The organism is Luteimicrobium sp. NPDC057192 (assembly GCF_042670205.1).
Classification (GTDB): Bacteria; Actinomycetota; Actinomycetes; order Actinomycetales; family Cellulomonadaceae; genus Luteimicrobium.
The window spans coordinates 13899-39478 of the sequence record NZ_JBHUWD010000011.1; the positions used below are offsets into that span (position 1 = coordinate 13899).

General features: G+C 74.0%; 26 protein-coding genes. 11 read left to right on the forward strand and 15 right to left on the reverse strand.

Going from position 1 to position 25580, the window contains the following annotated elements; genetic code table 11:
* Positions 1 to 61 precede the first annotated feature (61 nt).
* Genes sdhC through ACFT5B_RS07420 form a run of 4 tightly spaced genes read left to right on the forward strand, consistent with a single transcriptional unit; the run spans position 62 to position 3585 of the window.
* Complete coding sequence (gene sdhC / locus ACFT5B_RS07405) at positions 62 to 442, forward strand: succinate dehydrogenase, cytochrome b556 subunit (RefSeq protein ID WP_386797346.1); 381 nt, start codon at positions 62 to 64, stop codon at positions 440 to 442.
* Position 443: 1 nt separating this feature from the next.
* Positions 444 to 920: a succinate dehydrogenase, hydrophobic membrane anchor protein gene (gene sdhD, locus ACFT5B_RS07410; protein WP_386797347.1), complete on the forward strand. Its 477-nt coding sequence runs from the start codon at positions 444 to 446 to the stop codon at positions 918 to 920.
* Positions 921 to 973: 53 nt separating this feature from the next.
* Entirely contained in the window at positions 974 to 2815 is a 1842-nt protein-coding gene (gene sdhA / locus ACFT5B_RS07415) for a succinate dehydrogenase flavoprotein subunit (RefSeq protein ID WP_386797348.1), read from the forward strand.
* Positions 2815 to 3585, forward strand: a complete 771-nt coding sequence (locus ACFT5B_RS07420) for a succinate dehydrogenase iron-sulfur subunit (RefSeq protein WP_386797349.1) — start codon at positions 2815 to 2817, stop codon at positions 3583 to 3585. Before sdhA ends, ACFT5B_RS07420 begins: the two co-directional genes overlap by 1 nt.
* On the opposite strand, the gene ACFT5B_RS07425 is transcribed toward ACFT5B_RS07420, so the two are convergent.
* The 3 genes from ACFT5B_RS07425 to ACFT5B_RS07435 all read right to left on the reverse strand — a co-directional run bounded on the left by ACFT5B_RS07425 (position 3569) and on the right by ACFT5B_RS07435 (position 6116).
* Positions 3569 to 4966, reverse strand: coding sequence for a YihY/virulence factor BrkB family protein (locus tag ACFT5B_RS07425; RefSeq protein WP_386797350.1), 1398 nt, complete (start codon positions 4964 to 4966; stop codon positions 3569 to 3571). The two genes, ACFT5B_RS07420 and ACFT5B_RS07425, sit on opposite strands and share 17 nt — an antisense overlap.
* A gap of 41 nt (positions 4967 to 5007) precedes the next feature.
* On the reverse strand, positions 5008 to 5562 hold the full coding sequence (locus ACFT5B_RS07430; protein WP_386797351.1) for a 2'-5' RNA ligase family protein: 555 nt from the start codon (positions 5560 to 5562) through the stop codon (positions 5008 to 5010).
* Positions 5563 to 5639: 77 nt separating this feature from the next.
* Positions 5640 to 6116, reverse strand: a complete 477-nt coding sequence (locus tag ACFT5B_RS07435) for a twin-arginine translocase TatA/TatE family subunit (RefSeq protein ID WP_386797352.1) — start codon at positions 6114 to 6116, stop codon at positions 5640 to 5642.
* 284 nt (positions 6117 to 6400) lie between these two features.
* Here ACFT5B_RS07435 and ACFT5B_RS07440 point away from each other — a divergent pair, with 284 nt between their 5' ends.
* Positions 6401 to 7099 (forward strand): O-methyltransferase, encoded by a 699-nt coding sequence (locus tag ACFT5B_RS07440; protein WP_386797353.1) that lies wholly within the window; start codon positions 6401 to 6403, stop codon positions 7097 to 7099.
* A 34-nt stretch (positions 7100 to 7133) separates the two neighbouring features.
* Here the strand turns inward: ACFT5B_RS07440 and ACFT5B_RS07445 are convergent, their stop codons facing one another.
* The 6 genes from ACFT5B_RS07445 to dapE form a co-directional block, all read right to left on the reverse strand.
* On the reverse strand, positions 7134 to 8696 hold the full coding sequence (locus tag ACFT5B_RS07445) for a leucyl aminopeptidase family protein (RefSeq protein ID WP_386797354.1): 1563 nt from the start codon (positions 8694 to 8696) through the stop codon (positions 7134 to 7136).
* On the reverse strand, positions 8696 to 8863 hold the full coding sequence (locus ACFT5B_RS07450) for a DUF3117 domain-containing protein (RefSeq protein ID WP_064506638.1): 168 nt from the start codon (positions 8861 to 8863) through the stop codon (positions 8696 to 8698). The genes ACFT5B_RS07445 and ACFT5B_RS07450 overlap by 1 nt, the downstream gene beginning before the upstream one ends.
* Positions 8864 to 9062: 199 nt before the next feature.
* On the reverse strand, positions 9063 to 10373 hold the full coding sequence (locus ACFT5B_RS07455; protein WP_386797355.1) for a hypothetical protein: 1311 nt from the start codon (positions 10371 to 10373) through the stop codon (positions 9063 to 9065).
* Positions 10374 to 10397: 24 nt separating this feature from the next.
* On the reverse strand, positions 10398 to 11345 hold the full coding sequence (gene folP / locus ACFT5B_RS07460; protein WP_386797356.1) for a dihydropteroate synthase: 948 nt from the start codon (positions 11343 to 11345) through the stop codon (positions 10398 to 10400).
* Positions 11342 to 12076, reverse strand: coding sequence for a TIGR00730 family Rossman fold protein (locus tag ACFT5B_RS07465; protein WP_386797418.1), 735 nt, complete (start codon positions 12074 to 12076; stop codon positions 11342 to 11344). Before ACFT5B_RS07465 ends, folP begins: the two co-directional genes overlap by 4 nt.
* 140 nt (positions 12077 to 12216) lie before the next feature.
* Entirely contained in the window at positions 12217 to 13335 is a 1119-nt protein-coding gene (gene dapE / locus ACFT5B_RS07470) for a succinyl-diaminopimelate desuccinylase (protein ID WP_386797357.1), read from the reverse strand.
* A 59-nt stretch (positions 13336 to 13394) separates the two neighbouring features.
* Here dapE and dapD point away from each other — a divergent pair, with 59 nt between their 5' ends.
* A complete protein-coding gene (gene dapD / locus ACFT5B_RS07475; RefSeq protein ID WP_386797358.1) occupies positions 13395 to 14348 on the forward strand; it encodes a 2,3,4,5-tetrahydropyridine-2,6-dicarboxylate N-succinyltransferase in 954 nt (317 codons plus the stop codon).
* Here dapD and ACFT5B_RS07480 read toward each other — a convergent pair.
* Positions 14323 to 14670: a YciI family protein gene (locus tag ACFT5B_RS07480; protein WP_386797359.1), complete on the reverse strand. Its 348-nt coding sequence runs from the start codon at positions 14668 to 14670 to the stop codon at positions 14323 to 14325. The genes dapD and ACFT5B_RS07480 overlap by 26 nt on opposite strands.
* 28 nt (positions 14671 to 14698) lie before the next feature.
* Between ACFT5B_RS07480 and ACFT5B_RS07485 the strand changes: the two genes are divergently transcribed.
* On the forward strand, positions 14699 to 15682 hold the full coding sequence (locus tag ACFT5B_RS07485; protein WP_386797360.1) for a hypothetical protein: 984 nt from the start codon (positions 14699 to 14701) through the stop codon (positions 15680 to 15682).
* 218 nt (positions 15683 to 15900) lie between these two features.
* Here the strand turns inward: ACFT5B_RS07485 and ACFT5B_RS07490 are convergent, their stop codons facing one another.
* The 4 genes from ACFT5B_RS07490 to ACFT5B_RS07505 all read right to left on the reverse strand — a co-directional run bounded on the left by ACFT5B_RS07490 (position 15901) and on the right by ACFT5B_RS07505 (position 19917).
* A complete protein-coding gene (locus ACFT5B_RS07490) occupies positions 15901 to 17211 on the reverse strand; it encodes a citrate synthase (protein ID WP_386797361.1) in 1311 nt (436 codons plus the stop codon).
* 235 nt (positions 17212 to 17446) lie between these two features.
* The gene (dapC, locus tag ACFT5B_RS07495) at positions 17447 to 18583 is read right to left on the reverse strand and encodes a succinyldiaminopimelate transaminase (RefSeq protein ID WP_386797362.1); all 1137 of its coding nucleotides are present in this window, start codon (positions 18581 to 18583) and stop codon (positions 17447 to 17449) included.
* An 18-nt stretch (positions 18584 to 18601) separates the two neighbouring features.
* Positions 18602 to 18919 (reverse strand): ferredoxin, encoded by a 318-nt coding sequence (gene fdxA, locus ACFT5B_RS07500; protein WP_386797363.1) that lies wholly within the window; start codon positions 18917 to 18919, stop codon positions 18602 to 18604.
* 290 nt (positions 18920 to 19209) lie between these two features.
* The gene (locus ACFT5B_RS07505) at positions 19210 to 19917 is read right to left on the reverse strand and encodes a YoaK family protein (RefSeq protein ID WP_386797364.1); all 708 of its coding nucleotides are present in this window, start codon (positions 19915 to 19917) and stop codon (positions 19210 to 19212) included.
* 129 nt (positions 19918 to 20046) lie between these two features.
* On the opposite strand from ACFT5B_RS07505, the gene ACFT5B_RS07510 reads away from it, so the two are divergent.
* Genes ACFT5B_RS07510 through ACFT5B_RS07525 form a run of 4 tightly spaced genes read left to right on the forward strand, consistent with a single transcriptional unit; the run spans position 20047 to position 24819 of the window.
* Positions 20047 to 20799 (forward strand): TetR/AcrR family transcriptional regulator, encoded by a 753-nt coding sequence (locus tag ACFT5B_RS07510; RefSeq protein ID WP_386797365.1) that lies wholly within the window; start codon positions 20047 to 20049, stop codon positions 20797 to 20799.
* Between the two features lie 14 nt (positions 20800 to 20813).
* Complete coding sequence (locus tag ACFT5B_RS07515) at positions 20814 to 22073, forward strand: MFS transporter (RefSeq protein WP_386797366.1); 1260 nt, start codon at positions 20814 to 20816, stop codon at positions 22071 to 22073.
* Positions 22070 to 23422 (forward strand): alanine racemase, encoded by a 1353-nt coding sequence (locus tag ACFT5B_RS07520; protein ID WP_386797367.1) that lies wholly within the window; start codon positions 22070 to 22072, stop codon positions 23420 to 23422. The genes ACFT5B_RS07515 and ACFT5B_RS07520 overlap by 4 nt, the downstream gene beginning before the upstream one ends.
* A complete protein-coding gene (locus ACFT5B_RS07525; RefSeq protein WP_386797368.1) occupies positions 23419 to 24819 on the forward strand; it encodes a D-arabinono-1,4-lactone oxidase in 1401 nt (466 codons plus the stop codon). The genes ACFT5B_RS07520 and ACFT5B_RS07525 overlap by 4 nt, the downstream gene beginning before the upstream one ends.
* Before the next feature lie 96 nt (positions 24820 to 24915).
* Here ACFT5B_RS07525 and ACFT5B_RS07530 read toward each other — a convergent pair whose 3' ends face one another.
* Positions 24916 to 25578 (reverse strand): DUF4097 family beta strand repeat-containing protein, encoded by a 663-nt coding sequence (locus ACFT5B_RS07530; protein WP_386797419.1) that lies wholly within the window; start codon positions 25576 to 25578, stop codon positions 24916 to 24918.
* Between the last annotated feature and the right edge of the window lie 2 nt (positions 25579 to 25580).

Consider the following 25580-nt stretch of genomic DNA (forward strand, 5'->3'; position numbering starts at 1 on the left):
GCTGCCGCTCACCGAGAGCTCATCCAGCCCTCGGACGAACTCGCCACAGGAGGCCCCCGAAGTGCCCAGTGCACCTGCAGGCACGCTGTACCGCGGCCACGAAGGCATGTGGTCCTGGGTCGCGCACCGCGTGACCGGCGTGCTGATCTTCTTCTTCCTTCTCGTGCACGTGCTCGACACGGCGCTCGTGCGCGTCTCGCCCGAGGCGTACAACGACGTCATCGGGACGTACAAGAACCCGATCATGGGCCTCGGCGAGGCAGGCCTCGTCGCCGCCATCGTCTTCCACGCCTTCAACGGCATCCGGATCATCCTCGTGGACTTCTGGGCCAAGGGCCCCAAGTACCAGAAGCGGATGCTCTGGATCGCGCTCGCGCTGTGGGTCGTCGCGATGGCCGGCTTCCTGCCGCGTCACCTCATGAACGTCTTCGGGGGGAACTGACATGGCCGACACCGCCACCGAGGCCCAGGCCTCCGCACCCGAGATCGCGGCCCCCCGCGACCGGTACAAGCGGAAGAAGACCACGCGCGGCAACTACGAGCTCTACTCGTGGGTGTTCATGCGCGCGTCGGGCGTGCTGCTCATCGTCCTCATCTTCGGCCACCTCTTCGTCAACCTCATGGTCGGCGACGGCGTGCACGCGATCGACTTCGCGTTCGTCGGCGGCAAGTGGTCCTCGCCGTTCTGGCAGGTCTGGGACCTGCTCATGCTCTGGCTCGCCATGTTCCACGGCACCAACGGCGTCCGCACCGTCATCAACGACTACGCGGAGCGCGACGGCGTGCGCATGACCCTCAAGGTCCTGCTGTACCTCGCGGCCGTGATCACCGTGGTGCTCGGCACCCTGGTCATCTTCACCTTCTCCCCCTGCCCGCACGGCGCACCCGCGGACCTCGTGCCGGCCTTCTGCTCGGCCTGAGCAGCAGCAACCCACGGGACCCCCGAACACTCGCCAAGGAGGCATCGGCACCGATGCAGACCCACCAGTACGACGTCGTCATCGTCGGCGCGGGCGGCGCCGGGATGCGCGCAGCGCTCGAGGCCTCGGGCCGCGCGCGGACGGCCGTCATCTCGAAGCTCTACCCCACGCGCTCCCACACCGGCGCCGCGCAGGGCGGCATGTGCGCCGCCCTCGCGAACGTCGAGGAGGACAACTGGGAGTGGCACACCTTCGACACGGTCAAGGGCGGCGACTACCTCGTCGACCAGGACGCGGCCGAGGTCATGGCCAAGGAGGCCATCGACGCCGTGCTCGACCTCGAGCACATGGGCCTGCCGTTCAACCGCACCCCCGAGGGCAAGATCGACCAGCGCCGGTTCGGCGGCCACACCCGCAACCACGGCGAGGCCGCCGTGCGCCGCGCGTGCTACGCCGCGGACCGCACGGGCCACATGATCCTGCAGACGCTCTACCAGAACTGCGTGAAGCAGAACGTCGAGTTCTACAACGAGTTCTACGTCCTCGACCTGCTCGTCGACCACGACCTGTCCGCGGGCCACGTGCCCGACGGGGAGGAGGTCAACGCGACGGGCGTCGTCGCGTACGACCTGGCGACCGGCGAGATCCACGTCTTCCAGGCGAAGTCGATCGTCTTCGCGACCGGCGGCGCGGGCAAGATCTTCAAGACCACCTCGAACGCGCACACCCTCACGGGTGACGGCATGGCGCTCGCGCTGCGCCGCGGCTTCCCGCTCGAGGACATGGAGTTCTTCCAGTTCCACCCGACCGGCCTCGCCGGGCTCGGCATCCTCCTGTCGGAGGCCGCCCGCGGCGAGGGCGCGATCCTGCGCAACTCCGAGGGCGAGCGCTTCATGGAGCGCTACGCGCCGACCATCAAGGACCTCGCGCCGCGCGACATCGTCGCCCGCTCGATGGCGAACGAGGTCCGCGAAGGCCGCGGCGCCGGGCCGAACAAGGACTACGTCCTGCTCGACCTGACCCACCTCGAGCCCGCCCACATCGACGCGAAGCTCCCGGACATCACCGAGTTCGCGCGCACCTACCTGGGCGTCGAGCCGTACACCGAGCCGGTCCCCGTCTACCCGACGGCGCACTACGCGATGGGCGGCATCCCGACCAACATCCAGGCCGAGGTGCTCCGCAACGACCAGGACGTCGTCAAGGGTCTCTACGCGGCCGGCGAGGTCGCGTGCGTGTCCGTGCACGGCTCGAACCGCCTGGGTACGAACTCGCTCCTCGACATCAACGTGTTCGGCAAGCGCGCGGGCCGCGCCGCCGCCGAGTACGCGCTGACCGCCGAGTTCCACGAGCTCCCCGAGGACCCGGCGGCGCGCGTCGTCGCGGAGCTCGAGGGCATGCGGTCCCGGCCGGACGGCGAGCGGGTGGCCGACCTGCGCAAGGCGCTGCAGGAGACCATGGACCGCAACGCCCAGGTCTTCCGTACGGGCGAGTCGCTCACCGAGGCCCTCGACGACGTCCGGGCCCTGCAGAAGCGCTACCGCAACGTGTCGGTCCAGGACAAGGGCCGCATGTTCAACACGGACCTCCTCGAGGCCATCGAGCTGGGCTTCCTGCTCGACGTCGCCGAGGTCACCGTGGTCGCGGCGCTCAACCGGAAGGAGTCGCGCGGCGGGCACTTCCGCGAGGACTTCCCGCAGCGCGACGACGCCAACTACATGAAGCACACGATGATCTACCGTCGGCCGCTCACCCTGGAGGGCGAGGCCGCCGAGGTCTTCGACGGCTCGGACGAGTACTTCTCGCACGCCGAGGAGTTCGACGACTACCAGGTGGTGCTCGGCTCGAAGCCGGTCACCGTCACCCGCTACCAGCCGATGGAGCGTAAGTACTGATGACTGCCCTCGCTGACCGCCCCACCGACGCCGAGCCCGAGGCCGGCGCCATCCCGAGCTTCGACGTCACGCTGCGGATCCGTCGGTACCTGCCCGAGTCGACGCACGGCGACGAGTCGTACTGGGACGAGTTCACCGTCACGGTGCACGGCACGGACCGCGTGCTCGACGCGCTGCACCAGATCAAGTGGGACCACGACGGCTCGCTGACGTTCCGCCGGTCGTGCGCGCACGGCGTGTGCGGCTCGGACGCCATGCGCATCAACGGCCGCAACCGGCTCGCGTGCAAGACGCTCCTCAAGGACGTCAACCCCGACAAGCCGATCACGATCGAGCCCATCAAGGGCCTCCCGGTCGTCAAGGACCTCGTGGTCGACATGGAGCCGTTCTTCGCCTCCTACCGCGAGATCATGCCGTTCCTCGTGACCGACGGACACACGCCGACCACGGAGCGCCTGCAGTCCGCCGAGGACCGCGCCCGCTTCGACGACACCACCAAGTGCATCCTGTGCGCCGCGTGCACGAGCTCGTGCCCGGTGTTCTGGAACGACGGCCAGTACTTCGGCCCCGCGGCGATCGTCAACGCGCACCGGTTCATCTTCGACAGCCGTGACGACGGGGCCGCCCAGCGCCTCGAGATCCTCAACGACAAGGAGGGCGTGTGGCGCTGCCGCACGACCTTCAACTGCACCGAGGCCTGCCCGCGCGGCATCGAGGTCACCAAGGCGATCCAGGAGGTCAAGCGGGCGATGATCACCCGCGCCTTCTGAGCCTTCCCGGGCGCAGCCTCCCGACGAGGCGCGACCACCACGACGAGCGGCCGTCCTCCTGCGGGGGGCGGCCGCTCGTCGTCGTGCCGGCCTCCTGCGCAGGCGACAGGCCGCTGCGCACCCGGGACTCGCGCGGGCGGGCGCCCGCGACGTACCGGACCGTCCCCGGGGTCCCCGACGCGTCGCCCGCGCTCGCGAGCCGCGCGACGTCGGCCGGCCCGGCGAGCCTCGCGGCGCGGCGCGGGTAGACGTCGTCCGGGGCCGGGTCGGACAGCCACGCCGCGACGAGGAGGAGAACGCGCGCGACGAAGTTGACGAGCAGAAGCACGGTCACGATCGCGGCGAACGAACCGAGGAGCGCGTTCCTCGACGCGCTCCCGACGATCACGCTCGTCCCGAGGTATCGCAGGCCGCCGAGGAGGACGGCCGCGACCACCGAGCCGCGCAGCGTGTCGCCCCACCCCGCGCGCGACCCGCCGAGCACGCGCAGCACGTACACCACGACCAGCACGTCGATCACGCCCGCCACGGCGAAGCCCAAGGCCGCGACGAGCCCGCTGACGCTCTCGGGCAGGCCCAGCGTCCGCACCAGCCAGGACGACGCCGACGTCGCGACGACGCTGACCGCCGACGACGCGACGATCGCCACGAGCAGCACCACGAAGGCGCTGAGGTCCTTGGCCTTGCCGACCACGAAGTTCACGGGCTCGAGCGCGAGCCCGAGCATGATGCGCACCGCGCCCCGCAGCGCGCTCATGAACGACGTGGCCGTCCACAGCAGGACCAGCGCCGCGACCACGCCCGCGACGGAGCTGGCGCTCAGGAGCAGGTCGTCGGGCTTGATCGCTCCGCCGCTTCCGTCGCCGACGTCGATCAGCCCGGGGACCGCCGTGTTGATCTCGTCGAGCAGGTCGTTGCGGAGCTGCTCGTTCCCGCCCAGCACGGCCATGAAGATCGTGTACCCGATCGCGAGGGCCGCGAACAGCGCGAACAGCGCCGTGTAGGCGAGCCCGCCGCAGAGCAGCGCGCCGCGCGAGACGTTGAAGCGCGCGAGGGCGCGCCCGAGCCGGGTCTTCTTCCACCAGGCGAGCACCGCCTCCTGGCGGTGGACGGCGGTCGCCACCATCCGGGCCGTGGGCGACGGGACGAATCCCGGGAGCCACGACGGCCGGGCGGCGGACACCGGGCGCCCGAGGAGGGCGACCTGGAGCTCACGGGCCGACCGGCCGAGCGTGCGGCGAGAAGAGGGGGAGGACGGTCCGCCGGTCCGTGGTGTCGCGCCGTGCGGTCGCCCGCCCGCGACCCGCGACCCGCGGGCTCCGTCGTCGGGCCACGCCGCGTCCGACCCGGGGCGCGTGCGGCGTACGACCTGGCGACCCATGGCCCGACCTTAGAGTCTGACCGGCCCGCGCGCGCTGCGGCTCAGCCGATGGGCGCGCCGCCGAGCGCGAATCCGCGCACCGGCCGCCACACGCCGTCGTCGCCGTGCTCGTACAGGTGCACCTCGTCGACCTCGAACGTCGCCTCGTAGTCGGCCATGCCGTCGAACGCGGCGTCCAGGAGGTCGTCCGAGACCTCGTGGGCGACCGTCACGTGGGGGTGGTAGTTGAACCGCAGCGGGAAGTCGAGCGGGCCCGTCCGGACCGCGGCCTCGAGGCGCTCGCACTCGGCGATCCCGACGGCGACCTGCGCGAAGACCACCGGCGAGACCGGGCGGAATGTCCCGGCCCCGCGGAGCACGACGTGGAACGACTCCTGGCTGGCGGCCGCCTTGGCGAGGTGCTCGATCGCGTCGTCGAGCGCGTCGCGCTCGAGGACGCTCGGCCCGAGGACGGTGATGTGCGGCGGGATCGCGTCTGCCTGCGGGTCCCCGAAACGGCGGCGGGCCTCGCCCAGCTCAGGTCCGAACGGTGCGGGCACCGCGATCGCGACACCGATGCGCACCTGTGCGTCCGTCCGGTCCGGTAGGTTCGGCATCCCCACATTCTGACAGGCCCGCGGCCCGGTCCCGAAACCCGGGCGGCGGTCCGCCCGGCCGGAAGCCTCTCCCACGCTCAGGTCGCCTCGTCGTCCCACGGGACGGGGCCGGAGCCCGCGACGTAGGTCGACCCCGCCCGGAACGGCATGGAGGCCGCCGGGTCGAGGGCGGGCGGCTGTGCGGCCGGCCCGTCGACCGGGCGGGAGCCGGCAGGGACGCCCGCGTGCGCCGCGGTGGCACCGGCGTCGGCGGCACCCCCCAGCCCGACCGCCTTGGCGACGTCCGAGAACGTGCCGCGGGTGTCGTCGTCGAGCAGGGCGTCCCGCACGATGCGGCGCGGGTCGTAGCGGCGCGGGTCGAGCGCCTGCCAGTCCACGCCGGCGCCCTCGCCGAGCTCCTCGTCGAGGCGCGTGCGGGTCGAGGACACGAACTCCCGGCCGCGCTTCACGAGGCGCGCGAGCTGCTCGGCGTAACCGGGCAGCCGCTCGGGCCCGATCACGATCACGGCCACGACGAGGAGGACGAGCCATTCCCCGCCGTTGATGTCGAACACGTCCGCCAGGGTACCGTCCGGACCTGGGACGCTCGGCGCGCCCGCCGCGGCGCAGACCGGCCGCCCGTCTCCCCGCGCCGTACCGTCCGTGCGGGGATTCCCGCGGAGATCTGCGGGCGAGATGCCCGAGAAGTCCATGCGCTCCCGATCCTGCGGTCCCCGGCCGCCGTCACCCCGTCCCGGTAGCATCGCCGTGGCACCTGCGCCGCACGCGCGCCGCAGGCAGGAGGCCGGCGGCGCGCCCGCCAGGCGGAGTGCGGGAGGTCACCATCACGGGCGAGCGGATGGGTGGTCCGGGGGGCAGGGACCGGACGGGCACCGAGAGATCCGGCACGACGGCGGCGACCCCGGACGCGTCCGGGCGGGCGCTCTCCTGGACCTACTGCGAGGAGTTCGTCCCCGAGGACGAGCACCAGCTCCGTGCCCGCGAGCTCGCCCTGGAGCTCGACCGTCCGACCATCCTTCCCGGCGCGGGCAGCGTGCTGCGCCTCCTCGCCGCGGCGCTCCAGGCGCGCTCGGTCGTGGAGATCGGTACCGGCACGGGCATCGGCGCGCTCTGGCTCCTGGGCGGCATGCCGGACGACGGCGTCCTCACGACCATCGACCCCGAGGTCGCGCTCCAGCGCGCCGCCAAGCAGATCCTCACCGGCGCGGGCGTGCGACCGTCGCGGTTGCGCGCGATCGCGGGCCGTCCGGCCGACGTCCTCCCCCGCCTCGCCGACGGCGCCTACGACCTGGTGCTCGTGGCCGGCGACGTGCACGGGTACCCGTTGGCCGTCGAGGAGGGCCTGCGGCTGCTGCGCCCGGGCGGCGTCCTCGCGGTCGACGCCGCACTCGCCCGCGACAAGGTCGCGAACCCCGCGCGGCGCGACGAGCTGACCACGCTCGTCCGCGACGTGGGCCGCACCGTCCGCGACGACGACCGGCTGCTGCCGGCCCTCCTGCCCTCGGGCGACGGCCTGCTGCTCGGCGTCCGCCGCTGACCCGCGCCGCATCCCCGCTCGGGCGCGACCGGCGTCAGGGCTCGAGCAGGTCGAGCGCTTCGAGCAGGAGTCTCGCGCCGAAGCCCGTGGCCCCCTCGACGACCTCGTGCCGGCTGCCCGTCGCGCGCGCCGGGCCGGCGACGTCGAGGTGGACCCACGGGACGCCACCGGTGAACGCGCGCAGGAAGAGCGCCGCAGTCACGGAGCCCGCGCCACCCGGCGGGTGGGCGGGCACGTTCCGGAGCGCGGCGACGTCGGAACGCAGCGCGTCCTCGTAGTCGGCGACCAGCGGCATCCGCCACACGGGCTCCCCGGTCCGGGCCGCGGCCTGCTCGACGACACCCGCGAGCGTGTCGTCCGTCGCGTACAGCGCGGCGTGGAACCGGCCGAGGCCCACCGCCGCCGCCCCGGTGAGGGTCGCGACGTCGACGAGCACGTCGGGGGCGAGCTCGCGCACCGCGAGGTCGAGGGCGTCGGCGAGGACGAGCCGGCCCTCGGCGTCGGTGTTCGCGACCTCGACGGTCGTGCCGCCGTGCAGCCGGAGCACGTCGCCGGGCCGGTAGGACGCCGCGCCGAGGTGGTTCTCGGCGAGCGGCAGCACCGCCGTGACCCGGTGCGGCGACCCCGCGTCGGCGGCACCGAGGACCACGGCGAGCGCGACCGCGGCCCCCGCCATGTCGGTCTTCATGGGGGCCATCGACGCCCGCGGCTTGAGCGAGAGGCCACCCGTGTCGTACGTGATGCCCTTGCCGACCACGACGACGTGCCGTGCCACGGCACCCTCGGCCGGTACCGGGTCGTGGCTCACCACGACGAGCCGCGGGGGCCGCGACGAGCCACCGCCCACGGCGAGGATCCCGCCGAAGCCCTGGGCCTCCAGCTCACGGGGACCGAGCACCCGGGCGTCGAGCCCGGCCTCGGCGGCCAGGGCGACCGCCCGCTCGGCGAGCCAGGCGGGGTACTTGACGTCCGACGGCGTCGCGGTGAGGTCGCGGGCGAGCCAGGTGGCGCGCGCGGCGCGACGGGCGAGGACGAGCGCGGGCTCGACGTCGGCGGCGGGGTCGAGGAGGACGAGCTGCTCGGCGGGCGCGGGCCGCTGGTCCGGCGCGGAGCTCCACCGTTCGGGCCGGTACGCCGCGAGCAGGTACCCCTCGGCGAAGGCCCGGACGCCGCCGTCGGACGCCCCGGCGGTCGCGACGGAGACGACCCGCTCGAGCCCGGCGGTGCGGCGCGCGAGGGCGGCACCGGCGCGGCGCAGGTCGGTGGTCGTGCCGTCACCGATGCCGAGCAGGACAATCCGGCGCGGGAGCTCCGACCAGGGGAACGACTCGGACGCTCCCCGGTGGGGGCGCGGCAGGTCGACGACGGCGGCCTCGCCGGCACGGCCCTCGAGGCCCTGCCGCTCGGCCATCTCGCTGAGGTCCACGTGGTAGAGCGCGGAGGCGTCGACCGTCCCCGCGCGGGGCTGCGGCCCCTCGTCCGCCTCAGGGGCGGGCGCGACCGCGACGACGACGGCACTGACGTCGTCGTCGGTCAGGAAGGTGCACCCGGGGAGATCCCCGAGTGCACCGACGACCTCCGGGAGGTCGCGAGCCATCAGCCGACGACGGCCTGGAGCGCCTCTCCGAGCTCCGAGGCCTCGGTCGCGTTGAGCTCGACGACGAGGCGGCCACCACCCTCGAGCGGAACCCGCATGACGATGCCACGCCCTTCCTTGGTGACCTCGAGGGGTCCATCACCCGTACGTGGCTTCATCGCGGCCATGAGCGGCTCCGTTCGTCGTGGTGTTCGCGGTGTTCACGGCGAACGTCGCGTGCGCGAGGTTCGCCGTGCTCGTCGTGTTGGTGCTGTTCGTACACACGGGCCCGTAGATGGTGCGAAAAGGCCCGGTGGACATTCTAGTTCACGTGACCCACACCACCGACGCACCCCGCCTCCACGCCACGAGCGACCGGACGTCCCCTCACGGAGCCCAGTCGGCGGGCGGCTTGAACCGCCACAGCTCCCAGATCCAGTCGACCTGCCCGTACAGGGACAGCAGGACGAGGACCGTGAGCGTGCACGCGAAGACCCAGCGCCGCCGCGCCCAGCCCACGAGGATCGCGAGGTACGGGAACGCGAGCAGCGCGAACCGCCACGTCGACGTCCACGGGTCGGTGACGAGCACGAGGTAGGCGGTGTAGGCGATCGTCCAGCCCTGGAGCTCCGCGCCGAGCCGGAACGCGACCGGGCTGAGCGCGAGGAGCGCGAGCACCACGAGCAGCACCGCCAGCACGAGCGGGCCCCGGTCGTGGAAGAGGATCTTCGAGTTCGTGATCCACGGCGTGAAGTACTGGACCGCGCCCGACCTCCACGACGCCTGGGTCGCGAAGTACGCGTCGCTGCGCCCGGTCACCCGGCCCGCGATCACCTGCCACGCGACCCCGGCGACCAGGCACGTCCCGAGGAGCGTGCCGAGACCCGCCACGTCGCGCACCGAGAACCGGTCACGGACGGCCCGCTCGGGGTCGCGGCGCGCGGACGGCCCCCACGCGCCCCACACCCGCCAGAGCACGTGCCAGACGACGACGCACGCCATGGGCAGCGCGACGGCCCGCGTGAAGCCGAGCAGCACCACGACGGGCACGGCCCAGAAGTAGCGGCGCACCGCCAACAGGTAGAGCGCCGAGGCGATGAGCAGCAGCGCGAGCGCCTCGGTGTAGGCGGTCTGCAGCACGGGCGAGGACGGGAACACGCTGACGAGCAGGACCGTCGCGAGCGGCAGCCCCGGGACGAGCGCCGTCGCCCGGTGGCCGCCGCGCTGGACGAGCCGGTGGATCACGAGCACGGCGCCCGCCCCGAGCAGGAGCGACAGGGTCGGCGCGAGGAACGTCCACGACAGCCCCGTCACCGCCATGAGCCCCCGCAGGACAAGCGGGAAGAGCGGGTAGAACGCCCACGCGTTCTGCTGGACGGCTCCGTCCTGGCCGAGCGGGAGCGTGTGCGGGTAGCCGTGCTCGGCGATGTGCAGGTACCAGGTCGCGTCGAACATCCGGCCGACGTAGTCCGCGTACGACGGGTCGTCGCCCGTCCAGCCGTTCGCGACCTGGTGCGTCGCGACCCGCACGAAGACCACGGCGGAGAACGCGCGCGCCAGCCCGTACACGACGAGCACCTGGACCCACCAGGGCCAGGTGCGGGGGTCGGCGACCCGGCGGACCGGGGGCGCGGCGTCGTCGGGCGACGGGGACGACGGCCCCGCGGCGTCCGCCGGCGGGGCTGCTGCTGCGCTCACTCGGTCCCTCTCACGCGATGCCGCTCACTCGATCCCTCGCACCGCCGCCGCCGGCGGAAGCTCTCCCCGGATCGCGGCGACCATGTCCACGACGCGGCGGGTGGCCCGCACGTCGTGGGCGCGGAACACCGTGGCGCCGAGCCACGCGGCGACCGCGGTGGACGCGAGCGTACCCTCGAGCCGCTCCTCGGCCGGCAGGTCGAGCGTCTCCCCCACGAAGTCCTTGCGGGAGAACGCCATGAGCACCGGGTAGCCGAGCGCGACGATCGGCTCCGTACGCCGCACGAGGTGGAGCGAGTGCCAGGTGTTCTTGCCGAAGTCGTGCGTGGGGTCGACGAGCACGCTGCGCGGGGGCACCCCAGCCGCCACCGCCCGCTCGGCGCCCGCCCGCAGCGTCGCGAGGACGTCGAGCAGGACGCCGTCGCGTGCGTCGACGGGTCCGACGCCGTCCGGGAGGGGGTCAGGGAGCGGCTCGGGCAGCGGGTAGGACACGCGGTAGGGGTCGGTGCGCGGCGGCTGCCCGCCCGTGTGCGAGCACACGACGCCGACGCCCGCCCGCCCCGCGACCTCGACGAGCCGCGGGTCGTGGCCCGCCCAGGTGTCGTTGACGAGGTCGGCGCCCGCGTCGATCGCCGCGTCCGCGACCTCGGCTCGCCACGTGTCGACCGACACGAGCAGGTCGGGCAGCTCCCGGCGCACGCGAGCGACGAACGGGACGACGCGCGCGATCTCGTCGGCCGGCGTGACCTCGGGTCCCACGCCCGCCCGGACGCCGCCCACGTCGAGGATCTCGGCGCCGTCGGTGAGGGCGCGCTCGGCGGCCGCGAGCGCCGCGGCGTCGTCGGCGTGCCGCGCGCCCGCGTAGAAGGAGTCGGTGGTGCGGTTGACGATCGCCATCACGACGGGCGCGGCGAGGCCGAGCTCGCGGCCGCGCAGCACCAGCGGCGCCGACGACGGCGGGACGGGGTTCACGTCGCCGAGGACTGCGACTCCGGGGTCGCAGCCTCGAGGTCGGCGTCGGCCCGCGTGACGATCGCGACGGCCTCGGCGGGGTCGTCGACGACGTGGAGCAGGTCGAGGTCGGCCTCGCTGATCGTGCCGTGCTCGACGGCGGCGCTGCGCAGCCACTCGACGAGCCCCGACCAGTAGGCCGTGCCGACGAGGACGATCGGGAAGCGCGTGACCTTGCGGGTCTGGACGAGCGTCACCGCCTCGAACAGCTCGTCGAGGGTGCCGAACCCGCCGGGCAGCACGACGAAGCCCTGCGCGTACTTGACGAACATCGTCTTGCGGGCGAAGAAGTAGCGGAAGTTCACGCCGAGCTCGACCCACCGGTTCATGCCCTGCTCGAACGGCAGCTCGATGCCGAGGCCGACCGAGACTCCGCCGGCTTCGCACGCGCCCTTGTTGGCGGCCTCCATGATGCCCGGGCCCCCGCCCGTGATGACGGCGTAGCCGGCGTCCACGAGCCCGCGGGCGACGTCGACGGCGCGCGCGTAGTCCGGGTGGTCGCGCGGCGTGCGGGCCGAGCCGAACACCGACACCGCCGGGCCGAGCTCGGCGAGCGCGCCGAACCCCTCCACGAACTCCGCCTGGATGCGGAGCACGCGCCACGGGTCCTGGTGCACCCAGTCCGCGTCGCCACGCGACTCGAGCAGGCGCTGGTCGGTGGTCTCCTGCGGGACCTGGCTCCCGCGGAGCATGACCGGTCCCTTGCGGTAGGCGTCGGGACGATAGCTGTCGGCGTGGTCGTCGGGCTGGGCCGCCGGGGCGGCGGTGGGTGTGGCCATGGCGTTCTCCGGTGCGGCTGGTGCGGCGGGTCGGGTGGGCGCGCGCGGCGCCGTCAGCGGGTCAGCCAGGCGCGCAGCGCGTCGTGGCATAGCGTGATCTGGGCGGCGGCGACGTGCTCGTCGTCCTTGTGGGCGAGCAGCGGGTCACCCGGGCCGAAGTTCACGGCGGGCACGCCGAGCGCGCTGAACCGCGCGACGTCCGTCCAGCCGTACTTGGGCGCGGGCTCGCCGCCGGTGAGCTCGAGGACGGTCTTCGCGAAGTCCGCGGCGGCGGGCGCGTCGAGCCCCGGCCGCGCCCCGGGCGCGGCGTCGGTCACGGTCACGTCGTAGCCGGCCAGGACCTCGCGCACGTGCGCGGCGGCGTCCTCGACGCTCCGGCTCGGCGCGAACCGGTAGTTGACCGTCACGACGGCGCGGTCCGGGATGACGTTGCCCGCGACGCCGCCCGCGACCCCGACGGCGTTGAGCGACTCGCGGTACGCGAGCCCGTCGACCTCGACGGTCTGCGGCTCGTAGGCCGCGAGCCGGGACAGCACGTCGCCGGCGGCGTGGACCGCGTTGACGCCCATCCAGGCGCGCGCCGAGTGGGCCGCGACGCCCGTGAGGACGACGTCGGCGCGCAGCGTCCCGTTGCAGCCGCCCTCGATGCCCGCGTTGCTCGGCTCCCCGACGATCGCGAAGTCGCCCGCGAGGAGGTCGGGGCGGTGGCGTGCGAGCCGCCCGAGCCCGTTGAGGTCGCTCGCGACCTCCTCGTGGTCGTAGAAGACCCACGTCACGTCGTACGACGGCGCCACGAGCTCCGCGGCGAGCGCGAGCATGATCGCGACGCCGCCCTTCATGTCGACGGTGCCGCGGCCCCACAGCTCGGCGTGCGCACCCTCCCCCACGACCCGCACCGGCAGGTTCGCGGCGACGGGGACCGTGTCGAGGTGCCCCGCGACCACGACGCGCCGGTCGCGGCCGAGGCTCGTGCGCGCGACGACCGCGTCGCCGTCCCGCAGGACCTCGAGGTGGGGCAGCGGCGAGAGCGCGCCCTCGACGACGTCGGCGAGGTCCTTCTCGTTCCCGCTGACGGACTCGACGTCGCAGATCTGCCGCGTCAGCACGACCGGGTCGTGCAGCGCGAGCGGGAACGTCGGGTACGGCTGGACGGGGCTGGGAGTACCGGTCACGCCCCGACCCTACCGGCGCGGGGCCCGGACGGCGGGCGGGATCTCCTAGGCTGGTGGCCATGACCGCACGCACCGCATGGGGCTACGGCCTCACGACCGTCACCGAGTCCGGGACGGTCCTCGACAGCTGGTACCCGTCTCCCGCGCTCGGCGCGCGCCCGTCCGACGCCGCGCCGCCGGACGTCCTCGTGGAGGCCGAGCGCACCGACGCGCTCCGGGGCGTGCGCACGCAGGTCGTGCTGACCGAGGCCGAGCTCGACGCCGCGCCCGCCTCGACCGCCGACGTGTACCTGCGGCTCCACCTGCTCTCCCACCGCCTGGTACAGCCGCACGAGGTCAACCTCGACGGCCTGTTCGGCCTGCTCGCGAACGTCGTGTGGACGAGCGCCGGGCCGTGCGCCGTCGAGGGCTTCGAGACGGTCCGCGCGCGCCTGCGCGCGGCCGGGCAGCACGTGACCGTGCACGGCGTCGACAAGTTCCCCCGCATGGTCGACTACGTCCTTCCGTCGGGCGTCCGGATCGCCGACGCCGACCGCGTCCGCCTCGGCGCCCATCTCGCGCCCGGCACCACCGTGATGCACGAGGGCTTCGTCAACTACAACGCGGGCACGCTCGGCACGTCGATGGTCGAGGGCCGGATCTCGTCGGGCGTCGTCGTGGGTGACGGCTCGGACGTCGGCGGCGGCGCGTCGATCATGGGCACCCTGTCGGGTGGCGGCAAGACCGTCGTGTCTCTCGGCGAGCGCTGCCTGCTGGGCGCGAACGCGGGCCTCGGGATCCCGCTCGGGGACGACTGCGTCGTCGAGGCGGGCCTCTACGTGACCGCGGGCACCAAGGTGACGGTGCTCGAGCACGCCGGCACCGCCGACGAGTCCGCGACCGTGGTCAAGGCGAGCGAGCTCGCGGGCCGCGACGGGCTGCTGTTCCGCCGCAACTCGCTCACCGGCCGGGTCGAGGTCGTGGGCCGCAAGGGCGTGGGCATCGAGCTCAACGCCGCGCTGCACGCGAACTGAGCCCGGGGTCGAGCACCACGTGCCACTCCCGTACCTCGACCGCGAGCACCCCGGTCGACACGCTGCGGTCGTCGACCGCGGCGAGCCGTTCCGCCTCGTCCCGCGTGGGTACCGCCAGCACGGTCATGCCCTCGCCGCTCGCCGGTTCGAGGGGTCCGGCGGCGACGAGCGTGCCGTCCTGCGCGCGCCGGCGCAGGAACGCGTAGTGCTCGCCGATCCCCGGGTGGTCCGAGACGCTCGTCCCGGACGGCACCGCGGGGCCGGGGCGGTGCCGCAGGACGTACAGGACCGGCGGCGCGTCGTCTGCGGCCTCGTCGGTCATCTCGCTGCTCCTCTCGGGAGGCCGAGCCGTGGTGCGTGAGGTCCATTCTGCGGCGACCGCGTCGTCCGCGCGCCCGTGGACCTCGTCCCGGTCCCGACGACGGCGCCGCCGCGCCCGGCGCACCGTCGTGGGCCTCGTCGTGGTCGCCCTGGTGCTCGGTGGTGCCGTGGCCGGCGTCGTCGCGCTGCTGCGGCACGTCGACGACGCCCGCCCGATCGTCGAGCGCTGCACCGCGGAGCTCGACGGAACCCGCTGGCAGCTCACCCCCGAGCAGGCGGACAACGCGGCGACCGTGGCGGCCGTCGTCGTGCGGCGGGGGTTGCCGGCGCACGCAGCGACGATCGCGCTCGCGACGGCGCTGCAGGAGTCGAAGCTGCGGAACCTGTCGTACGGCGACCGGGACTCGGTGGGGCTGTTCCAGCAGCGTCCGTCCCAGGGCTGGGGCTCCGCGGACCAGCTCCAGCACCCCGTGTACGCGACGAACGCGTTCCTCGACGTCCTCGTCAAGGTCGACGGCTGGCAGGGCCTGGCCGTCACGAAGGCCGCGCAGCGGGTACAGCGGTCGGCGTTCCCCGACGCCTACGGCCAGCACGAGACGCAGTCGCGTGCCTGGGCGTCGGCGCTCACCGGCCACTCGCCGGGCGCCGTGACGTGCACGCTCCGTCCTGTTCCGGACGACGTCGACACCGCGTCCGACGCGCGCGACCTCGAGGCCCGGGTCGCGCGCGACTTCGGAACGGCGGTCGCGGCGTCGCGCTCGGGCGCCACGGTCACGCTCGACGCCCGTCGCCTCCCGGGCGCCGACGGCACGAACGGCTGGTCGGTGGCGCAGTGGGCGGTCGCGACGGCCGACGCCTACGACGCCGAGCAGGTCCGGGTGGGCGGGCAGGTCTGGACCCGCGACTCGGCAGCCTGGTCGAAGGTCGCAGCCGCGAAGGGCGCGAAGGCGACGGCCCTCCCGGCCCTGCCGTCGGGCCGCGTCGCGATCACCCTGGCCACCCCGCCGAAGTAGACCGGCCGCCCGCATCCCTCACGAAGTACCCCGGCCGCCCGCATCCCTCACGAAGTACCCCGGCCGCCCGCATCCCTCACGAAGTACCCCGGCCGCCCGCATACCTCGCGAAGCAGGCCGCGCGAGGGGTACCTCGTGACGTCGCGCGGCTGCCGGTCGACGTCAGGAGGCGAGCCGACTCCGCCGCCGCGACCCCACCGCCCCGACCACGGACGAGCTCAGCGCGACGCCACAGGCACGTACGCCCGCTCGGTCTCCCCGACGTACACCTGGCGCGGCCGACCGATCTTGGTCTGCGGGTCGTTCATCATCTCGCGCCACTGCGCGATCCACCCGGGCATCCGGCCGAGCGCGAAGAGCGGCGTGAACATCGCCGGCTCGAAGCCGAGGGCCTTGTAGATGAGCCCGGTGTAGAAGTCGACGTTGGGGTAGAGCTTGCGCTGGATGAAGTAGTCGTCGTTGAGGGCGATCTCCTCGAGGCGCTTGGCGATGTCGAGCAGCTCGTCGTTCTTGCCGAGGGTCGCGAGGACGGCGTCGGCGGACTTCTTCACGATGGCGGCGCGCGGGTCGTAGTTCTTGTAGACCCGGTGCCCGAAGCCCATGAGCCGGACGCCGTCCTCCTTGTTCTTGACCTTCTTCATGAAGGTGTCGACGTCGTACTCGGCGTTCTGGATCTTGTCGAGCATGAGGAGCACGGCCTCGTTGGCGCCGCCGTGGAGGGGGCCGGAGAGAGCGTTGATGCCGGCGGAGACGGACGCGAACAGGTTGGCGTGCGCGGAGCCGACGATGCGGACGGTCGACGTGGAGCAGTTCTGCTCGTGGTCGGCGTGGAGGATGAGGAGCTTGTCGAGCGCCTCGATCACGGCCGGGTCGGCGTCGTAGGACTCGTAGGGCCGCGCGAACGTCATGCGGAGGAAGTCCTCGACGTAGCCGCGCGAGTAGTCGGGGTACAGCAGGGGCTCACCGACGCGGCGCCGGTGCAGGTACGAGGTGATGGTCCGCGTCTTCGCGAGCAGCAGGACGGTCGCGAGCTCGACGGTCTCGGGGTCGGACGGGTCGAGCGACTCGGGGTAGAACGTCGCGAGCGCGTTGACGGCCGACGCCATGACGGCCATGGGGTGCGCGTTGCGCGGGAAGGTGCCCATGAACGTGCGGAAGTCCTCGTGGACCAGGGTGTGGCGGTTGACGCGCTCGGTGAACGCGTCGAGCGTGGCCTGGTCGGGCAGCTCGCCGTGGATGAGCAGGTACGCGACCTCGAGGAAGGTGGACTGCTCGGCGAGCTCGTCGATGGCGTAGCCGCGGTAGCGCAGGATGCCCTGGTCGCCGTCGATGTAGGTGACCGCCGACGTGCAGGACGCGGTGTTCATGAACCCGGGGTCGACGGTGACGAGCCCGGTCTCCTTGAGGAGCGAGGAGACCACGATGCCGTCGTTGCCCTCGGTGGCGTGCACGACCGGCAGCTCGCGGCTCGTGCCGCTCACTTCGAGCTGCACGGCGTCGGGCGCGAGGGCACTAGGGGTCTGGGTCATGACTTCCTTCCTGGACGCGAGGACGGCGCGTGGCGCGGTGGCCGCTCGCGCGAGCGTCGACGCCCGGTCCGCGGCGGCCTCGCAGCAGCACGAGCCTGTCGTCCGAGACTACGCGCCGGACTCCGCCGTGACCAAGCCGCTGCCCGCACCTGACCGGCGCATGGCACTGTGTCCTGCGTCACACGTCAGACGGCGCCGGCCCCCACCGGCGCACCAAGTGCTCACCGGTGGCGCGTCACTCCCCCGCGAGCCGGGCGGCGGCCTCCGCGACGCGCTCGTCGGTCGCGGTCAACGCGACCCGGACGTGGGAGAGGCCGGCGGCCCCGTAGAACGCCCCCGGGCCGACGAGGATGCCGAGGCCCGCGAGGTCGTTCACGGTCTGCCAGCAGTCCTGGGCGGGAGCGCCCGGCGCGACCTCGGGTCGCGCCCACAGGTAGAGGCCAGCCTCCGAGTCGTCGATCCGGTAGCCGGCCGCGAGGAGTCCACCCTCGAGGAGCCGCCGCCGCCGCCGGTAGGTCTCGCGCTGCCCGGCGACGTGCTCGTCGTCGTCGAGGGCCGCGACCATCGCGGCCTGCACGGGCGCCGGCACGATCATGCCGAGGTGCTTGCGGGTCGCGAGCAGCGAGCCGACGAGTGCCGGGTCGCCCGCCACGAACGCCGCGCGGTAGCCCGCCAGGTTCGACTGCTTGGAGAGCGAGTACGCGGCGAGCAGGCCCTCATGGCTGCCGCCGCTCACGCGCGGGTCGAGGATGCTCGGCACGCCGTGCGAGGCCCACGGCTCGGACCAGGGCAGCAGCGCGTAGCACTCGTCGCTCGCGACGACCGCGCCGATCTCCCGGGCCGCCTCGACGACGCTCCGCAGCTCCTCGACCGACGCCACGCGCCCCGTCGGGTTGCTCGGGGAGTTGACCCACACCAGTCGCACGTCGCTGCGCCCGGCCCACGACGCCACGTCGTCGGTCGCGAGGGGCGACGCGCCCGCCAGCCGGGCGCCCACGTCGTAGGTGGGGTAGGCGGTCGCGGGGTGCACGACGACGTCGCCCGGGCCGAGCCCGAGCAGCGACGGCAGCAGCCCGACGAGCTCCTTGGAGCCGACGGTCGGCAGGACGGCGTCCGGGTCGAGACCCGGCACGCCGCGCGTCCGGGCGAACCACGCCGCGACGGCCTCGCGGAGCGCGGGCGTGCCGTGCGTCGTCGGGTAGCCGTGTGCGTCGGACGCGGCCGCGAGCGCGTCACGGACGACGTCGGGCGTGGGGTCGACGGGGGTGCCGATCGAGAGGTCGACGAGGCCGCCGGGGTGCGAGCGCGCGGCCTGCACGACGGGCGCGAGCGTGTCCCAGGGGTAGGGGTCGTCGAGCGGGTGGAAGCCCATGGACCGTGGCGCGCGCCGTCAGGCCTGCGGCGGCAGGGCGGCGATCATGGCGTCGTCCTTGTCGATCATGCCGAGCTTCGCGGCGCCGCCGGGCGACCCGAGGTCGTCGAAGAACTCGACGTTCGCGCGGTAGTAGTCGCTCCACTCCGTCGGGACGTCGTCCTCGTAGTAGATGGCCTCGACGGGGCAGACGGGCTCGCACGCGCCGCAGTCCACGCACTCGTCGGGGTGGATGTAGAGCGAGCGCTTGCCCTCGTAGATGCAGTCCACGGGACACTCCTCGATGCACGCCTTGTCCTTGACGTCGACGCACGGCTGAGCGATCACGTAGGTCACTGCACGAGTCCTTTCGGGGATGGCCGCCGAGGGCGCGGTCGAGGTCTAGTATCGCGCAGTCGAGAGGGAGGGCCGACAGGTGTCCGAAGGATGGCGGGACGGGCTGCCCGCGTGGCCCGTCGGGACGCGGGTCGTCGTACGGCGACGCCTGGCCGACGACGAGCGCTCGGGTGCCGAGCCGCACACGCTGACCGACGTCCTGGGCACGGTGGTCGCGCTCGACGACGACGGCGTGACGCTCGACACGCGCGCGGGCACCGTCCGGGTCCCCGCCGGCCAGGTGGTGCTCGCTAAGCCGGTGCCCCCGCCGCCGCCGCGCCGTCGCCCCCGCGCGCATGGAGGAAGTGACCGCTGAGCGAGACCGCGATGCTCGCGACCCCGGCGACGAGCATCCCGACGCCCACCCCGCGCTCGCCCGAGACCCGCAGCAGCGCGGCGCCGACGGCAGCGCCCGCGAGGATGAGCACGATCGCGAGCAGCCGGCGCCGCCACGAGTCCCCGTCGCCGCCTGCGAGCCGGGAGTCCGCGGCGAGCCCGGTGAGCGTCGAGGTGACGACGACGGTCGTCACGTCCTTGACCGCGAGGCGACGCGCCGACGCCGCCTGCAGGCCCATCGCGAGCGCGAGCAGCCCGGTCACGGTGTAGGCCCAGGCGGTCCCCGCGGACGGCGGCCCGACGAGCGCGCCGGCGCCCAGGCCGACCGCGACGACGCCCGTCGTGACGAACGCCGCCGACGTCCGGCCCGACCAGCCCTGCGGCGCGGTGCGCAGCAGGCGGCCGCCCACGACGGCGCCGAGGAAGAAGCCCGCGAGCGCGAGCACGGGACCCAGCACGGGCAGCCCGGCGCCGCCCGCGAGCGCCATCCCGAGGATCACGACGTTGCCCGTCATGTTCGCCGTGAACACGCGGTCGAGGCCGAGGTAGCCGACGGCGTCGATGATGCCGGTGGTGAAGGTGAGCGCCAGCATGAGCGCGACATGCAGTCGAGGTGGGACCATCGCGCCATGATGACGTCGCGCGAGGTGCAGGGTCCAGACGAGACGCACGTGTCCCCCGGGCCGGGTGCGCCTGGCGGGTCCGCGACAGCCGGGTCGGACCGGGGTGTGACGGGCATTACAGTGGGTCACATGTCCCAGTCGAGCGACCCAGACGAGCCGGCAGCGCCGCCGGCCGCGGCCCCGCGACGTCGTCGTCCCCGCACCGCGAGCCCCGCACCCCGCAGCACCCGCATGCCCGTCGCCGAGCGCCGCCAGGCCCTCCTGGACGCCGCGACGACCGTGATCGCGCGCGACGGCGTCCGCGCCGCGAGCACGCGCGCGATCGTCCGCGAGGCGGGGATGTCGCTCGCCAGCTTCCACTACGCGTTCGAGTCGCACACCGAGCTCATGCGGCACGTGATCGAGCGCGTCCTGGTCGACGAGGTGCACTCGGTCACCGAGGTGCTGTCCGGCGCGGCCGAGCTCACCGAGGGACCCGTGACGCTGCCCGAGCTGCTGGGCGCCGCGCTCGACGCGTTCGTGGCGGCCGTCGAGGCCGACCCGGCCCGCGAGCAGGCCATCCTCGAGCTCCACCAGTACGCGCTGCGCGAGCCCGAGCTCGCGGACCTCGTCAAGGCCGAGTACGCCGCGTACGACGAGGCGGCCGGAGGCGTGCTCGAGGCCGCCGCGGCCGCGACCGGCACGCGGTGGACCCGCCCCGTGGGCGAGCTGGCGCGCTACGTCGTGACCATGACCGACGGGCTGACGACGTCGTGGCTGTCGTTCCGGGACCCCGAGCGGATCGCCGCGGCCCGGGAGTACGCCGTCGCGGGGATCCTCCAGTTCTCCGAGCCCGACCCCGACGCGGCGCCCCGCGAGGGCGCGCCCGGACCGGACGCATGACCGCGCCGGCGCCCGTGAGCACCACCGCCGGGTTCGCGGAGCCCCGCACGTTCGTGCCGGGAGCGTGGATCGCCGCGTTCGCGACCGCGTGGTTCGGCGTGTGGATGGCCCAGCTCACGCCCATCCAGCTCCTGCTGCCCCAGCAGGTCGACGACATCATCGACCCCATCGACTGGGTCGCGTCGGTGCGCGGGTTCGGCATCGTGTCGGCGATCGCCGGCGTCTGCGCGCTCGTCGCCTACCCGCTCGCGGGGGCGCTCTCGGACCGGACGACGTCCCGCTTCGGCCGGCGGCGCCCCTGGATCGCGGGCGGCGCGGTGCTGTTCGCCGCCGCGCTCGTCCTCCTGTCCGTCCAGCACACGATCGTCGGCGTCGCGGTGTGGTGGTCGCTGACGCTCGTCGGCTTCTGCGTCCTCACGGCCGCGCTCACCGCGACCATCAGCGACCGCGTGCCCGTCGACCAGCGGGGCACGGTGTCCGGGTGGATGTCCGCGCCGCAGGCCCTCGGGATCCTCGTCGGCGTCGCGCTCGTCGCCCTCCTCGCCCTGAGCCAGGTCGCCGGGTACGCGCTCGTCGCCGTGGTCCTCCTCGTGTGCGTGGTCCCGTTCCTGCTGCGCCTCGAGGACCCGCCGCTCGCACCGGGCTCGGTCCCTCCCCTCTCGCTGCGCACGATCGTCACCGGGTTCTGGATCAGCCCGCGCGACCACCCCGACTTCGCGTGGACGCTCACGAGCCGCATCCTCGTCATGACGGGCAACGGCTTCGGCACGGTCCTGCTGCTGTACTTCCTCGAGTACGGCCCGATGCACCAGAGCAAGGACGACGCCGAGAACGGGCTGCTGCTCCTGACGCTCGTCTACATGGTGTTCGTGATCGTCGCCGCGCTCGTGCTCGGGCGCCTGTCCGACCGGCTCGGGCGCCGCAAGGTGATGGTCGTCGTGTGCGCCGCCCTGCAGGGCCTGGCGGCGCTGCTGCTCGCGTTCGTGCCCGTGTTCGCGGTCGCGCTCGTCGGGGCCGCGCTGCTCGGCTTCGGCTTCGGGGCGTTCCTGTCCGTCGACCAGGCGCTCGCCACCCAGGTGCTCCCGAGCGCCGCCGACCGCGGCAAGGACCTCGGCATCATGAACGTCGCCTACGCCGTCCCGCAGGCCCTCGCGCCCCTCGTGGGCGGCTGGCTCGTGGCCCAGACCCACAGCTTCACCCCGCTGTTCCTCGCGGCCGGGATCCTGGCCATCGGCGGCGCGTTCGCGGTCGCCCCCGTGAGGAGCGTGCGATGAGCCCCCTGCCCCCGCTGCCGACCGGCGCCCCCACGACCGTGGGCCGGCCCGCCTCCGCACCCTGGGCGACCCCGGCGTCGTACTGGCCGGCTCTGACCGCCGCGACCTCCGCGCTCGACCCTCCGTACGCGACCCTCGACCTGCGCGCGCTCGCGCACAACGCGCACGACATGCTGCGCCGCGCGGACGGGATGCCGATCCGGGTCGCGTCGAAGTCGGTCCGGACGCGCGCCGTGCTCGACGCCGTGCTCGCGCTCGACGGGTACGCCGGGATCCTCGCGTACACGCTCCCCGAAGCGCTCTGGCTGGCCTCCGAGCCGGACCCGGCCGATCCGGCGGGCGGCGGGAGCGGCGTGACGGACGTCGTCGTCGGCTACCCGACGGCCGACCGCGGGGCGCTGCGCCGCCTGGTGAGCGACCGTGAGCTCGCCTCCCGCGTCACGATCATGGTCGACGACGTCGCCCAGCTCGACCTCGTCGACGCCGTCGCCCGGCCGGGCGAGCGCGAGGAGGTGCGGGTGTGCCTCGAGCTCGACGCGTCCTACGACCTGCCGGGGCTGAGCGCGCTCGCGGGCGCCGCGGCGCACGTCGGGGTGTTCCGCTCCCCCGTGCACTCGCCCGAGCGGGCCCAGGCCCTCGCCCGCCTCGTCGCCGAGCGGCCCGGGTTCCGGCTCGTCGGCGTCATGGCGTACGAGGCGCAGATCGCCGGGCTCGCGAACGCGACGCCCGGTCGCGCGGCCCGCTCCGCCGTCGTGCGGCGGCTGCAGGCGCTGTCCGGTTCGGAGCTGCTCGCACGGCGCGGGGCGGCCGTCGCCGCCGTGCGCCAGGTCGCCGACCTCGAGTTCGTCAACGGCGGCGGCACCGGCTCGCTCGAGACGACATCCGCCGACCCCGCGGTCACGGAGGTCGCCGCCGGCAGCGGGCTGTTCGGCCCGCACCTGTTCGACAACTACGCGCAGTTCACGCCCGCACCGGCGGTCGCGTTCGCCCTGTCGGTCGTGCGCAACCCCGCGCCCGGCGTCGCGACGCTCCTCGGCGGCGGCTGGGTCGCGTCCGGGCCGCCCGCCGCGGACCGCCTGCCGCGCGTCGTGTGGCCCGAGGGCACCCGGTACGTCGGCAACGAGGCCGCGGGCGAGGTCCAGACCCCGCTCCGCGGCCCCGGCGCCGCGGACCTGAGGCCAGGCGACCGTGCCTGGCTGCGCCACACGAAGGCCGGCGAGATCGCCGAGCACGTGGACGAGCTCGTGGTCGTCGGCTCCCCCGGCGACCACCCGTACGACCCCGAGGGCCCCGCGACGGTCCTCGGCTCCGTCCCGACCTACCGGGGCGAACGAAAGGTGTTCCTGTGACGAACGAGACGACGGCAGGCGAGCACGCCTCGGACGCCGCCGCACCCCGCGGGACCGGCCCCGCGCCCGCGCCGAGCACGCCCCCGTGGCGCCCGGCCCCCGCCTGGCAGAACTGGGGCCACAACCAGTCGGTCGTGCCCCGCGGCGTCGCTCGCCCCGGCTCCGAGGACGACCTCCGCAGCGTCCTCGAGGCGGCCCAGCACGCGGGCCTGACGGTCAAGCCGGTCGGCTCGGGCCACTCGTTCACCGGCATCGCCGTCGCACCGGGCGTCCAGCTCGACCTCACCGGGCTGGCCGGGCTGCGCGCCGTCGACACGGCGACCGCGCAGGTCACGCTCGGCGCAGGGACGCGCCTGTACGAGATCCCCGGCCTCCTCGCGCCCTACGGGCTCGCGATGCCCAACCTCGGCGACATCGACCGCCAGACCATCTCGGGCGCTGTCTCGACCGGGACCCACGGCACCGGCGCCGGGTTCGGCGGGCTCGCCACGCAGATCGTGCGGGTGCGCCTGCTCACCGCCGACGGCCGCCTGCTCACCGTGAGCGCCGACGAGAACCCGCAGTACTGGGGCGCCGTCCAGGTCGGGCTGGGCGCGCTCGGCATCCTCACCGAGATCACGCTCCAGTGCGTGCCGCAGTTCGCGCTGCACGCCGTCGAGGCGCCCGCGCCATTCACGCAGGTCCTCGAGGAGTGGGACGCGCGCTGCGCGTCGGCCGACCACTTCGAGTTCTACTGGTTCCCCGGCACGGACGTCGCCTCCACCAAGACGAACACGCGCCTGCCCGGTGACGCCCCGCTCTCCCCCGTGCCGCGCCTCAGCGGCTGGGTCGACGACGAGCTCCTCGCCAACGGTCTGTACCGAGCGATCTGCGCCCTCGGGACCCGGGCGCGCAGCGTCGTGCCGGTCGCGAACAAGGTCGCGTCGCGGCTCATGGCCCGCCGCGAGTACACCGACCTGTCGTACCGGGTGTTCGCGACCTCGCGGACCGTCCGGTTCCGCGAGATGGAGTTCGCGGTGCCGTGCGAGGCGGTGCCGACGGTCGTACGCGAGCTCGACGCGATGATCCGCGCGAAGGACCTGCGCGTCTCGTTCCCCGTCGAGGTCCGCGCCGCGGCGGCCGACGACCTGTGGCTCTCGACGGCGCACGGCCGGGACACCGGCTACGTCGCGATCCACCGCTACTTCCGCGAGGACTTCCACCGCTACTTCACCGCGGCGCAGGACATCTTCCGCGCGCACGGCGGCCGTCCCCACTGGGGCAAGCTGCACTTCCTCGGCGCCGACGCGTTCGCGGAGCTGTACCCGCGCTTCGACGACTTCGTGCGGGTGCGCGACGAGCTCGACCCCGACCGCCTGTTCGCGAACCCGTACCTCACGCACGTCCTGGGCTCCTGACCGGCGCACCGCACACGACCGGCCGGAAGGGGGACGACGGCGCGGCGCACCCGGAGGAGAACCGGGGACGCCGCGCCGTCGTCGCGCGAGCGACCTTCAGAGGCTGCTGGCCGTGATGTCACCGAGCGCCGTCGTCGCGCGGATCGTGAGCTCGGCCTCGCCCGTGCTGCGGAGCGCGTTGCTGATCCGGCCGAGCGCGGTGCCGGCGTCGAGCGAGGCGGACACGCCGGTTGCGACGCCGATCGTGATGCTCCCGGCCTGCGTGGTGAGCGCGAGCGAGCCGCGCGTCGCCTCGTCGACGCGCAGGTCGCCCTTGGCCGTGCTGAGCTCGCCCGAGCCCGTCAGGCGGCCGACCGTCACGTCACCCGCCTGGATCGCGAGCCGGGCGTCGGCGGCCTCGTCGAGCTTGACGGGCCCCTGGGCGGCCTTGACCGTCACGTCGCCGAGCCGGCCGACGCCGCGGACGTCGAGCGCCGCGCCCTTCGCCTCCACCGACGAGCCGGCAGGGAGCTGGACCGTCACCTCGACAGCACCGGACGGGCCCAGGAGCTCGTGCTCGACCGGCAGGGCCACGCGCAGCACGCCACCCTCGAACGAGACGATCACCCGCTCCGCCGCCTTGACGTCGCGGCCCTTCGACGGGTTCGCCGGCCGGACGTCGACCGTGGTGTCCGCCCGGTCGGCGGCGATGAGCCGGAGCGCGCCGGCCGGGATGTCGAGGACGGCGGAGACGGGGGCGGTGGTGTCGAACTTCTGCATCG